9 protein-coding genes are annotated in these 12853 nt (G+C 62.9%); 3 read left to right on the top strand and 6 right to left on the bottom strand.

Going from position 1 to position 12853, the window contains the following annotated elements; translation table 11 throughout:
* Window positions 1–42: 42 nt before the first annotated feature.
* Window positions 43–801 carry an acyl-ACP thioesterase domain-containing protein gene (locus tag P3G66_RS20760; protein ID WP_083291738.1) on the top strand — a complete coding sequence of 253 codons (759 nt, stop codon included), beginning with the start codon at window positions 43–45 and terminating at the stop codon, window positions 799–801.
* On the opposite strand, the gene P3G66_RS20765 is transcribed toward P3G66_RS20760, so the two are convergent.
* On the bottom strand, window positions 798–998 hold the full coding sequence (locus P3G66_RS20765) for a hypothetical protein (RefSeq protein WP_003941897.1): 201 nt from the start codon (window positions 996–998) through the stop codon (window positions 798–800). The genes P3G66_RS20760 and P3G66_RS20765 overlap by 4 nt on opposite strands.
* 73 nt (window positions 999–1071) lie before the next feature.
* Between P3G66_RS20765 and P3G66_RS20770 the strand changes: the two genes are divergently transcribed.
* Entirely contained in the window at window positions 1072–1569 is a 498-nt protein-coding gene (locus tag P3G66_RS20770; protein ID WP_007728426.1) for a histidine phosphatase family protein, read from the top strand.
* Between the two features lie 13 nt (window positions 1570–1582).
* On the opposite strand, the gene P3G66_RS20775 is transcribed toward P3G66_RS20770, so the two are convergent.
* Window positions 1583–2590: an LLM class flavin-dependent oxidoreductase gene (locus tag P3G66_RS20775; RefSeq protein WP_276117068.1), complete on the bottom strand. Its 1008-nt coding sequence runs from the start codon at window positions 2588–2590 to the stop codon at window positions 1583–1585.
* 88 nt (window positions 2591–2678) lie between these two features.
* Here P3G66_RS20775 and P3G66_RS20780 point away from each other — a divergent pair, with 88 nt between their 5' ends.
* Window positions 2679–3065 carry a glyoxalase superfamily protein gene (locus P3G66_RS20780; RefSeq protein WP_003942070.1) on the top strand — a complete coding sequence of 129 codons (387 nt, stop codon included), beginning with the start codon at window positions 2679–2681 and terminating at the stop codon, window positions 3063–3065.
* A 71-nt stretch (window positions 3066–3136) separates the two neighbouring features.
* Here the strand turns inward: P3G66_RS20780 and P3G66_RS20785 are convergent, their stop codons facing one another.
* The 4 genes from P3G66_RS20785 to P3G66_RS20800 form a co-directional block, all read right to left on the bottom strand.
* On the bottom strand, window positions 3137–7093 hold the full coding sequence (locus P3G66_RS20785; protein WP_003941914.1) for a DNA-directed RNA polymerase subunit beta': 3957 nt from the start codon (window positions 7091–7093) through the stop codon (window positions 3137–3139).
* A 117-nt stretch (window positions 7094–7210) separates the two neighbouring features.
* Window positions 7211–10717 carry a DNA-directed RNA polymerase subunit beta gene (gene rpoB / locus P3G66_RS20790; protein ID WP_276117069.1) on the bottom strand — a complete coding sequence of 1169 codons (3507 nt, stop codon included), beginning with the start codon at window positions 10715–10717 and terminating at the stop codon, window positions 7211–7213.
* 461 nt (window positions 10718–11178) lie between these two features.
* Entirely contained in the window at window positions 11179–12042 is an 864-nt protein-coding gene (locus P3G66_RS20795; RefSeq protein ID WP_007728432.1) for a hypothetical protein, read from the bottom strand.
* 45 nt (window positions 12043–12087) lie between these two features.
* Window positions 12088–12816, bottom strand: a complete 729-nt coding sequence (locus tag P3G66_RS20800) for a hypothetical protein (RefSeq protein ID WP_346349161.1) — start codon at window positions 12814–12816, stop codon at window positions 12088–12090.
* Window positions 12817–12853: the final 37 nt, after the last annotated feature.

Below are 12853 nucleotides of genomic sequence, written 5' to 3' on the forward strand. Positions count from 1 at the left end.
AGCCTGACAGAATCGGCTCACTCCAGCGAACAGGAATCTCACGTGAACCCAGATCTCACGCTCGCGCAACAGCCGGACCGAGGACCGATCTTCGTCAAGTCCCGCCCGGTCCGCACCGGCGACATCGACGTCGCCAAGCAGGTCAGGCTCGACGCCGTCGCCCGCTACCTGCAGGACATCGGCAACGACAACATCGAGGCCGCGGGAGCCATCGACACCCATCCGCTCTGGATAGTGCGTCGTACGGTCGTCGACGTCGTACGCCCGGCGATCTGGCCGGAAGAGTTGACGATGACTCGCTGGTGCTCCGGCTTCTCCACGAGATGGGCGAACATGCGTGTGCGCTTCGACGGCAGCAACGGCGCGCTGATGGAAACCGAAGGCTTCTGGATCAACATCAGCGCCGAGTCGGGCATGCCCACGCGGATGAGTGACGACTTCATGCGGCCACTGGAGGAATCCACCGACGAGCATCGCCTGAAGTGGAAGCGGGTACTCGCCGAGAACGCACCGGAGGCGGACGGCGCGGGTGTTCTGGACACGCCGTTCGCTCTGCGCGCCACGGATATCGACCCGTTCGACCACGTCAACAACGCCGTCTACTGGCAGGCAGTCGAAGAGGTCCTCAGCGCTCGCACCGAACTACGGACAGTTCCGCATCGAGCACTGATCGAGTACCTCTCCCCCATCGTCTCCAGCGACGACGTCGTCCTGCGCAGCCGCGTCGACGACAAGACCGTCACGGTCTGGTTCCTGGTCGGCGAAGCGCTCCGCGCAGTTGCGCAGGTGAGCGCCCTCTAACGCAGTTTCTGGGTCGCGACAGCCGCGACACCGAACACCAACGCAAGAAGAATCGCGGCCCAGAAACCGAAGAGCCACCACACCACGCCGAACACGACCACTGCCGGGGCAACGGTGATGAAAGCGATGGTGGGGCTTTCGCGTACCACCTCGAGTGCAGTTCGGGCATTAGTTCGATCGAGCTTCTTACCGGCCATCGAAAACCTCCTTCAAGGTCCTGACCATCCAGAGTAACCGGACTGACGGGCACAAAGCGGATACCGTGAACGCATGGCCGACCACCGCACCCTCGTCCTCATGCGACACGGCAAGTCCAGCTACCCCGAGGGCATCCGTGATCACGAGCGTCCGCTCGCCGAACGGGGCCTGCGCGAGGCCCGCATCGGCGGCGAATGGATCCGTGAAAACGTCCCGCCCGTCGACGCCGTTCTGTGCTCCACCTCCCGGCGGACCGTCGAAACCCTTGCCTCGACGGGAATCGAAGCTCCCGCCGGGTTCGAGAAGTCCATCTACGGCGGCTCACCCGCAGACGTCATTGCAGCTGCGCGAACCACGTCCGACCACGTCAAGACGCTCCTGATCGTCGGACACGAACCCGGAATTCCCTGGACTGCACTCGATCTCGCATCGAACGAAAACTCCGAAGCGGCCCAACGTATCCGCGACAAGTTCCCGACTTCGGCGATCGCCGTCCTCTCCGTACCGGTGCCGTGGACCGAACTCGACGACTCCGTCGCCACTCTGCTCGAGTTTCACGTGCCTCGTTAGATCAACCACACTGCTAAACCACCTCACGCAGTAGGCGGTCCGAAAGTGCAAGCGCGTCACGGTCGTACGTCGACGTGGACGCCAGCAATTCGTCGGCACCGGTTCGCTCGGCCAGATCGTGAAGCTGCTGCTTCACCTCGACGGGCGTCCCGTGCAGCGCCGAAGCCGTGAACGACTCGATGCGCCTGGCGTTTCGATCACTGCGCGGGGCGCGCCTGATCTCGTCCGGCGACACGAGCGGCGGAAACTCCCCTGTCCGTGACGATTCTGCGAGCGCGTACGCCTCCGGGATCAGCAACTCACGGGCCGCCTCGGTGGTATCGGCAACCGCCACCTCGAGGGAAACCACCACATAGGGTTCGGGGTGTGTGTCGGTGGGCTGGAAAGCTCGGCGGTACTCGTCCAACGCATCCACCCGATCGGTGCTACCGATTCCCAGTATCGGCCCACCCACGACCACCGGAAGCCCCAGCTGCGCTGCAACTTTCAGACCTGTGCGCGTCGCCAGCACGAAGATCGGCACCCCAGTCTGCGACGCCGGCCGTGCCGTCACTGCGGCGGATCCGTCCAGGTAACGCCTCACCTCGTCCAGGTCCGACACAAACGTGTCCGGAGCGTCCTTGCTGCGTCGTAGTGCCTGACGTACGGGCTCCGTGAATCCCAGCGATCGGCCGAGGCCGAGATCGATTCGCCCCGGGTAGAGAGCCTCCAGCATCAAGAACTGCTCGGCGACGATCAGCGGTTGGTGATTCGGCAGTATGACTCCACCGCTGCCGAGTCTGATATCGCGCGTATGCGCGCCGATCGCGGCAAGCAGTACTGCCGGCGACCCGCTCCCGATCCCGGGCACCGCGTGATGCTCGGCGACCCAGAACCGGTGGTAGCCGAGAGCGTCGGCGTGCGCGGCACGTTCGACGGAATGCGTCAGAGCTGCGGAGTCGGGGTATCCGCTCCTGGTTCGGGATCGGTCGAGCAGTGAGAGAAGCGCCCTCGGAGCAACAAGGAATTCGGAAAGTTTCATCCGGACGCCGAACGAGGACCGTTTCTGACCGCAATACCCGCAACACTGGACCTGTCGCCGGAATTCACCATCACATGAAGGGCACGTCATGGACATCAAGCTCGAACTGGTCGCCATTCCCGTCACCGACATCGACCGCGCCAAGGACTTCTACGTCCGCCTCGGATTCAATGCCGACCACGATCACACGGTCAGCGAAGACCTGCGATTCGTCCAGCTGACCCCTCCCGGTTCGGCCTGCTCGATCTGCATCGGCAAGGGAATCACCGACGCCGAGCCCGGCTCGGTCGTCGGCATGCAGGTAGTGGTCAAGGACATCGAAGAGGCCGAGCGCGAGTTCAAGAGCCGCGGCATCGACATCAGCCCGATCGACGACCAGGCCTGGGGGCGGTTCATCTACTTCGCCGACCCCGACGGGAACAAGTGGGCCGTCCAGGAGATCGTCATCCCGGACCTCAGCGGCAGCAACTCCTGAAAACGTCCCACTCCTGACATGAAAAATCCCCCCACCTCTTTCGAAGTGGGGGGATTTCTACGAACTAACGCTTAGCGGTAGTCGTTGCTAAAGCCGTAGTCGTCCAGCGGAACTGCAGCACCGGTGTTCTGGCCGAAGCCGTCCGGGCTGTAATACTGGTCGTCGTACGACGGCACTGCGTAAGCAGCGGCGCGTGCCTCTTCGGTGGGCTGAACCTGGATGTTGCGGTAACGGTTGATACCGGTACCGGCAGGGATCAGCTTGCCGATGATGACATTTTCCTTCAGACCGATCAGCTTGTCCGAGCGGCAGTTGATAGCCGCGTCGGTCAAGACACGAGTGGTCTCCTGGAACGATGCCGCGGACAGCCACGAATCCGTCGCGAGCGACGCCTTCGTGATACCCATGAGCACCGGACGGCCGGCTGCGGGCTCGCCCCCCTCGGCGACAACGCGGCGGTTTGCCGACTCGAACTCGGCGCGCTCGGTGAGCGAACCGGGCAGGAACTCGGTGGCACCGGAATCGATGATCGTCACGCGACGAAGCATCTGGCGCACGATGACCTCGATGTGCTTGTCGTGGATCGACACACCCTGGCTCCGGTACACCTCCTGGACCTCGTTGACCAAGTGGATCTGAACCTGACGCGGACCCATGACTCGCAGGACCTCGTGGGGATCGGCAGCACCTTCCATGAGCTGCTGTCCGACCTCGACGTGGTCACCGTCAGCCAAGAGGCTTTCGCGACCGTCGGCGTGCTTGAAGACACGCAGACGCTGACGCTTGCTGAGCTTGTCGTAGACAACCTCTTCGCCGCCGTCGTCCGGAACGATGGTGATCTTGTAGAAACGATCGCCGTCTTCGAGCTGTACCCGACCGGTGACGTCCGCGATAGGAGCCTTGCCCTTGGGCACACGTGCCTCGAACAGCTCCTGGACACGCGGCAGACCGCCGGTGATGTCATCTCCTGCGACACCACCCTGGTGGAAGGTACGCATGGTCAGCTGGGTACCGGGCTCACCGATCGACTGTGCGGCGACGATACCGACAGCCTCACCGATGTCGACCAGCTTGCCGGTGGCCATCGAGCGGCCGTAGCAAGTGGCGCAAACGCCGGTGCCGGTGGTGCAGGTCAGGACCGAGCGGACCTTGACCGTCGTGATGCCGGCTTCGAGCAGAGCATCGATCGCGGGGTCACCGAGATCGTGGCCACGCTCGACGATGACGGTGCCGTTCGCGTCGACTGCATCGGCCGCCAAGGTACGGGCGTACGTGCTGGTCTCCACGTGAGCATCGCGGATCATCGTGCCGTCGGCCTGCTTCTCGGCGATCGTGGTGACGATGCCGCGCTCTGTTCCACAGTCGACCTCGCGGACGATGACGTCCTGCGAAACGTCCACCAGACGACGGGTCAGGTAACCCGAGTCGGCGGTGCGGAGTGCGGTATCGGCCAGACCCTTACGAGCACCGTGCGTGTTGATGAAGTACTCGAGAACGGTCAGGCCTTCCTTGAAGGAAGACTTGATCGGACGCGGGATGAACTCACCCTTCGGGTTTGTCACCAGGCCCTTCATACCGGCGAGCGAGCGAACCTGAGTCATGTTGCCGGCTGCGCCGGACTTCACGATCATCGGGATCGGGTTGCTGTCGGGGAAGTGAGCCTCCATGGCCTTGCCGACCTTGTCGGTCGCTTCCTGCCAAATGGTGACCAGAGCGCTGTTGCGCTCCTTCTTGTCCAGAGCACCACGCTGGTACTGCTTCTCGATCTTGTCGGCCTGAGCCTCGAAGTCCTCGATGATGGCAGGCTTCTCCGGCGGCACGAGCACGTCGGAGATCGAGACCGTGACACCCGAACGGGTGGCCCAGTAGAACCCGACGTCCTTAAGCTTGTCGACGGTCTGAGCAACCACGATCATCGGGTACCGCTCGGCGAGATCGTTGATGATCGTCGCCTGGCGCTTCTTCGGCATCTGCTCGTTGACGAACGGGTAGTCCGCCGGAAGCAGCTCGTTGAAGAGCACACGGCCGAGTGTCGTGGTGGCGGTCCAGCCGTCACCGTAGTTCCAGCCCTCAGGGAACAGTTCGTTCTCGAGGTCGCGCGGCGGACGCTGCTGCGTCAGACGCACCTTGATCTGAGCCTGAACCGAGAGCGCGCCGCGGTCGACTGCCATCTGAGCCTCGGCGGGCGAGGAGTACACGCCCTGCTCTGCCTCGTCGTTGGTCGGAGCAACGAGCTCACCGGTGACACCCTCGTCGAGACGGGTCAGGTGGAACAGACCCGTGACCATGTCCAGACGCGGCATGGCGAGCGGGCGACCCGAAGCAGGCGAGAGGATGTTGTTCGAGGACAGCATCAGGATGCGTGCCTCGGCCTGTGCCTCTGCCGACAGCGGGAGGTGAACAGCCATCTGGTCACCGTCGAAGTCGGCGTTGAAGGCCTCACACACCAGCGGGTGGAGCTGAATGGCCTTGCCCTCGACGAGCTGCGGCTCGAATGCCTGGATACCCAGACGGTGCAGCGTAGGTGCACGGTTGAGCAGCACGGGGTGCTCGGCGATGACCTCTTCGAGGACGTCCCACACCTGGACGCGCTTGCGCTCGACCATGCGCTTTGCCGACTTGATGTTCTGCGCGTGGTTCAGATCGACCAGACGCTTCATCACGAACGGCTTGAACAGCTCGAGAGCCATCAGCTTGGGCAGACCACACTGGTGCAGCTTGAGCTGAGGACCGACGACGATGACGGAACGACCCGAGTAGTCGACGCGCTTACCGAGCAGGTTCTGACGGAAGCGACCCTGCTTGCCCTTGAGCAGATCGCTCAGGGACTTCAGCGGGCGGTTACCCGGTCCGGTGACCGGACGTCCACGACGACCGTTGTCGAACAGGGCGTCGACCGACTCCTGCAGCATCCGCTTCTCGTTGTTGACGATGATCTCGGGAGCACCGAGGTCGATCAGTCGCTTGAGGCGGTTGTTGCGGTTGATGACGCGGCGGTACAGGTCGTTGAGGTCGGACGTCGCGAAACGTCCACCGTCGAGCTGAACCATCGGGCGAAGCTCCGGCGGGATCACCGGAACAGCGTTGAGGACCATGCCCATCGGCGAGTTGCCGTTGGTCTGGAATGCCGCAACCACCTTGAGACGCTTGAGTGCACGCAGCTTCTTCTGGCCCTTGCCGCTGCGGATGGTCTCGCGGAGAGACTCTGCCTCGGCGTCGAGGTCGAAGTTCTGCATCAGGATCTGGATGGACTCTGCGCCCATCGCACCCGTGAAGTACTCGCCGTAACGGTCGACCAGCTCGCGGTACAGGAGCTCGTCGATGATGAGCTGCTTGACGCTCAGCTTGGTGAAGGTGGTCCAGATCTCGTCGAGACGATCCAGCTCACGCTGCGCGCGGTCACGGAGCTGACGCATTTCGCGCTCGCCGCCGTCCTTGACCTTGCGGCGGACATCGGACTTCGCGCCCTCTGCCTCGAGCTCGGCGATGTCGGCTTCGAGCTTCTGCGCACGTGCCTCGAGATCGGCGTCGCGCTGATCTGCGACGGTCTTCTTTTCGACCTGCATCTCGGCTTCGAGGGTGGACAGCTCGTTGTGACGGAGCTCCTCGTCGACACCGACGATGACGTAGGCAGCGAAGTAGATGATCTTTTCGAGATCCTTCGGAGCCAGGTCGAGCAGGTAACCGAGACGGCTCGGAACACCCTTGAAGTACCAGATGTGCGTGACCGGTGCGGCCAGTTCGATGTGACCCATGCGCTCACGACGAACCTTGGCGCGAGTGACCTCGACGCCACAGCGCTCACAGATGATGCCCTTGAAGCGGACACGCTTGTACTTACCGCAGTAGCACTCCCAGTCCCGAGTGGGGCCGAAGATCTTCTCGCAGAAGAGGCCGTCCTTCTCGGGCTTGAGCGTGCGGTAGTTGATGGTCTCCGGCTTCTTGACCTCGCCGTAGGACCAATTGCGGATGTCCTCTGCACTGGCCAAGCCAATGCGGAGTTCATCGAAGAAGTTGACGTCGAGCACGTAACTTCCTTTCCCCGTTGGGGTTACGGTTGCCGGTCACCCGGCAACCTGACTGCCAATTCAAATGTGAACTACGCCCCCGGGCCGCTCTTTCAAGAGCAACCCGGGGACCGAAACCTAGTTCGCGAGGTCGTCGACCGTCGCAGCTTCGTTCCTGGACAGGTTGATGCCCAGGTTCGCTGCGGCCCGCTCCAAGTCCTCGTCGTCGCCGTCCGCCATCGTGATGGCCGCGCCGTCCGAGGACAGCACCTCCACGTTGAGGCAGAGCGACTGGAGCTCCTTGAGGAGCACCTTGAACGACTCGGGGATGCCGGGTTCGGGGATGTTCTCGCCCTTGACGATGGCTTCGTACACCTTGACTCGACCGACCACGTCGTCAGACTTGATGGTCAGCAGTTCCTGCAGCGTGTAAGCCGCGCCGTAGGCCTGCATCGCCCAGCACTCCATCTCACCGAAGCGCTGGCCACCGAACTGGGCCTTACCGCCGAGAGGCTGCTGCGTGATCATCGAGTACGGACCGGTCGAACGAGCGTGGATCTTGTCGTCGACCAAGTGGTGCAGCTTGATGATGTACATGTAACCGACCGAGACCGGGTACGGGAACGGCTCGCCGGAGCGGCCGTCGAACAAGGTGGCCTTTCCGTCGGGTCCGACCATCTGCTCGCCGTCACGGTTCGGCAGCGTCGCGCCGAGGAGACCGGTGAGCTCGTCTTCCTTCGCACCGTCGAACACCGGGGTGGCGATGTTCGAGTCGGCCGGAGCGGACAGCATCTCTTCCGGCAGGGTCGCAGCCCAGTCGGGACGAGAGCCGTCGGACGCGATCTGAACGTTCCAGCCGGTCTTGCCGATCCACCCGAGGTGGGTCTCCAAGACCTGACCGATGTTCATACGACGCGGGACGCCGTGCGTGTTCAAGATGATGTCGACAGGCGTGCCGTCCGAGAGGAACGGCATGTCTTCCTGCGGCAGGATCTTGCCGATGACGCCCTTGTTACCGTGGCGGCCGGCGAGCTTGTCGCCGTCCTGGATCTTGCGCTTCTGTGCCACGTAGACGCGGACCAGCTCGTTGACACCGGGAGGCAGATCGTCGTCTTCGTCACGCGAGAACACGCGGATTCCGATGACCTTGCCGGTCTCACCGTGAGGAACCTTGAGGGACGTGTCACGAACCTCGCGAGCCTTCTCACCGAAGATGGCGCGAAGGAGGCGCTCTTCGGGGGTCAGCTCGGTCTCGCCCTTCGGCGTGACCTTTCCGACCAGCACGTCGCCGTCACGAACCTCGGCACCGATACGGATGATGCCGCGCTCGTCGAGGTCGGCGAGGACCTCGTCGGAGACGTTCGGGATGTCGCGAGTGATTTCCTCGGCACCGAGCTTGGTGTCGCGGGCATCGATCTCGTGCTCCTCGATGTGAATCGAGGTCAGGACGTCCTCTTCCACGAGACGCTGCGACAGAATGATCGCGTCCTCGTAGTTGTGGCCTTCCCACGGCATGATCGCGACGAGCAAGTTCTTGCCCAGCGCCATCTCACCGTTCTCGGTGCAAGGACCGTCGGCCAGAACCTGGCCGGCCTCGACACGCTGTCCCTCGTCCACGATCGGACGCTGGTTGGCGCACGTGCCCTGGTTGGAACGCGCGAACTTGCGCATCCGGTACGTCTTGCGGCTTCCGTCGTCAGCCATCACCGTGACGTAGTCCGCGGAGATCTCCTCCACGACACCGGTCTTCTCGGTGATGATGACGTCGCCGGCATCCACAGCTGCACGCAGCTCCATGCCGGTACCGACGAGAGGTGCCTCGCTGCGAACCAGCGGGACAGCCTGACGCTGCATGTTCGCGCCCATCAGGGCACGGTTTGCATCGTCGTGCTCGAGGAACGGAATCATCGCGGTTGCGACGGACACCATCTGACGCGGCGAAACGTCCATGTAGTCGATGTCCGAGGACGCGACGAACTCGACCTCGCCACCCTTACGGCGGACGAGAATCTTCGAGTCGGTGAAGCGACCCTCGCGGTCGATGGCCGAGTTGGCCTGCGCGACCACGTGGCGGTCTTCTTCGTCAGCGGTCAGGTAGTCGACCTCATCGGTCACCTGTCCGTCGACGACGCGACGGTACGGGGTCTCGATGAAACCGAACGGGTTGACGCGGGCGTAGACCGACAGCGAACCGATCAGGCCGATGTTCGGGCCTTCCGGGGTCTCGATCGGGCACATGCGGCCGTAGTGCGACGGGTGAACGTCGCGAACCTCGAGGCCGGCGCGCTCACGGGACAGACCACCCGGGCCGAGGGCGGACAGACGACGCTTGTGCGTCAGCCCCGACAGCGGGTTGTTCTGGTCCATGAACTGCGACAGCTGGGAGGTTCCGAAGAACTCCCTGATCGCAGCGACGACGGGACGGATGTTGATCAGCGTCTGAGGCGTGATTGCCTCGACGTCCTGTGTGGTCATGCGCTCACGAACCACACGCTCCATGCGGGACAGGCCCACGCGGATCTGGTTCTGGATGAGCTCGCCGACGGTACGCAGACGACGGTTGCCGAAGTGGTCGATGTCGTCGACCTCGACGGGAACCTCGATGCCGCCCGGAGCCGTCATCGAGGTGTCACCTGCGTGCAGACGCACGAGGTACTCGACGGTGGCGACGATGTCTTCTTCGGTGAGCGTGGATGCAACGATCGGCTGACCCGCGTTCAGGCCGAGCTTCTTGTTGATCTTGTAACGACCCACGCGAGCGAGGTCGTAGCGCTTGTCCTTGAAGAACAGGTTCTCCAGCAGGGTCTGCGCGCTCTCCTTGGTGGGGGGCTCGCCCGGACGCAGCTTGCGGTAGATGTCGAGCAACGCCTCATCGGTGCCGGCTGTGTTGTCCTTCTCCAGCGTGGCCATGAGGATCTCGGAGAAGCCGAAGCGCTCCGTGATCTGCTCGGTGGTCCAGCCGAGTGCCTTGAGCAGGACGGTGACAGGCTGACGACGCTTGCGGTCGATACGGACACCAACGGTGTCGCGCTTGTCGACGTCGAACTCGAGCCATGCGCCGCGACCCGGGATCACCTTGACGCTGTGCAGATCCTTCTCGGTGCTCTTGTCGACGCTCATGTCGAAGTACACACCGGGGGAACGCACGAGCTGCGAGACGACCACACGCTCGGTGCCGTTGATGATGAAGGTGCCCTTGTCGGTCATCATCGGGAAATCTCCCATGAAGACCGTCTGGCTCTTGATCTCACCAGTGTTGTTGTTGATGAACTCCGCGGTGACGAACAACGGCGCCGCGTAGGTCATGTCCTTGTCTTTGCACTCGTCCGTCGAGGCCTTGACCTCGTCGAATCGAGGGTCGGAGAAGGACAGCGACATAGTGCCGTTGAAATCCTCGATCGGAGAAAGCTCCGCGAGGATGTCCTCGAGACCACCGGACACTGCATTGTCGCCGAGTGCCGCTGCTCGTTCACGCCAACTCTGCGCGCCGATCAGCCACTCGAACGAATCTGTCTGTACGTCAAGAAGCCCGGGAACTTCGAGGGGTTCGCGAACTTTCGCGAACGAAACCCTCTTCGGGGCTCCGGGGATTCCGGAAACTGCCTTGGTCTGGCTAGAGACTGCCAAGATGCGTCCTTCCAGCACCTCACGCGGGCCGCTCCGTGCTGTTGCGACCGCCGCTGTATCTGCTTCGAATTTCGCTGGTTACAACCCGAACGAAACCCGTCGCAGAAAGCAAGAAGTACTTGACTTCGCAGCGGTTGAGACGAGGGGTGGACAGGAGGCAGCCAGCGCAACGTCCAAAAGTACACCCTTACTCTGGAAATGTCGAGTCGGGTGTAACTGAGGGTCGAATTCAGATACTGACGTGAGACTGCCGATCACTCGTCCGTGCATGTTCACCGATCAGAGTGGACCTTGCGGACCGCTCCGTCAAGGGCGAGAGCGCGTGTCGCAGCATTCGAACATTCGTGACGCGCATTCGAACACTGCCACCGGGAGTGTAGCCAGCAACGGCGTCACATACGAAAAATCTGGACCGACATCGTGCGTCGATCCAGATCTTCGCGCTGGTGCGCAGGTGCTACTGGTCGCGAATCTCCGAGCTACTGGTCGCGAATCTCCGAGATCAGCCAGTTTCCGTCCTGCTTCTCCAGACTCACGATGACCATTCCGGAGCGAGAGTCTGCCGCCACGCCGTTCTGCGTCGAGCTGACGTTCAGTTGGGCGAGCAACTGCGCCCGGTCCTTCTCGAGCCGTGTGATCCCGATCAGCGGGACATCAGCGGTCGTTGCCGTCTGGGTTTGTTCGACGCCGGCCTTCTGCGTGTCCTTGTACTGCGTCAGCTGATCGCGCATCGACTGGTTCAGGCCCTGGACACCCTTGTCGAAATCGGCGTCGAAGGTGTCGGGAGAAAACGTGAAGACTGCAGCCAACGCCGACGGCGTCACACGAAGAACTTCAGCCGTGGCACCTTCGTCCACCCAGGCGATGTCGTCCGTCTTCGCGCCGACTTTGAAGAAGGCGATGCCGGCGAGGATCGCGACGATGACCGCTGCGGCCCCCAGGATCGCGACCAGGCGCCAACCGGCCTTGGATTGTGTAGGTGTTGTCGCCGACTCCCCCGCGCCCGTCTCCGGGGTAGCAGGGGCCTTGGGCTCGTCTGCGACGGTTTTCGCCGGTTTGGTCAGATCGGGGCCTGGTGTGGATTCCGGAGCGTCGGTTTCCGTCTTCGGCGGCTCGATGTCTCCGGACTCTGCCTTCGTGAGCGTCGGCTTCGCAACCTCCGGCTTCGCAACCTCCGGCTTCACAGCCTCCTGTGTTTCCTCTTCCGGCTGTTCGATCGTGGGCTCGACCGGATCCGAATCGGACGTCCCCGCGGGGACGTTGAGCGAGCGAGCGCTTCCGGCGATCTTCGGCCGACGGTTCTGCGGGGAGGACGGTCCGCCGGTACGACGTTTGGGTGGCATTACGCGCTTCTCCTTCGAGGGATGTCGGTGTGCAGGTTCGACGAACTACTGGCCACCGGAATCACCACCCTCGGTTGTCGGTGCAGGAGCACCGGACGCAGGTGCCTCGGTCCCCGAACCAGGGGCAGGCGTTGCATCAGGTGCAGGCGTGGAGCCGTCGGCCGCCGGCAGGGTGCCGGAGCCGAGATCGAGTCGCGATCCGATCGGATCAGCCGACTGCGCCTTCCAGACCCCGTCGATCTCGACCATGCCCAGCCGCATGCCGAGCTGATTCTTGACGAACTGGTTGCCCTGGGTCGTGGTGACACGAACGACGACCAGTGCCGTGGCGGTCCGGTCATCGGTATTGAGCTCGGTCAGCGCGGACTGAACGACTTCGGTGTCAGCCTTCGAGCCCGAGTTACGCAACTCGTCGGTGATGGAATCCTGAACGGTCTGCAGATACGTCGTCATCTCGTCACCGGTCACCGAAGAACGCATGTTCTCGATCGACTGGTCGAGATTGGCCGAATCCGCGTTGTTGAGGTTGATCGCGACTTGCTGCGCACCGATAAGCGCGTCGTCACGCATCTCGGCGGCGGTGCGGTCGGTGGTGAGCGCCCGAACGTACGGGACGCCGAACACACCGAGCGCAACCACTGCCGCCAGAAGCAAGACACCGACCGCAATCAGAGACGCTGTCAGCCCCTTCGGTCTACCGGTTGTCGGCGCTCCCGATTCGACTTGCTCGGGCCCGCCGGACTGCGGGGAACTGTTTCTCTGAATCACACTCACTACCCTACTTACCTGTTTTGCCCAGCCTCTGGCCGCG

This window comes from Rhodococcus sp. C3V (genome assembly GCF_029269915.1).
Taxonomy (GTDB): Bacteria; Actinomycetota; Actinomycetes; order Mycobacteriales; family Mycobacteriaceae; genus Rhodococcus_F; species Rhodococcus_F qingshengii.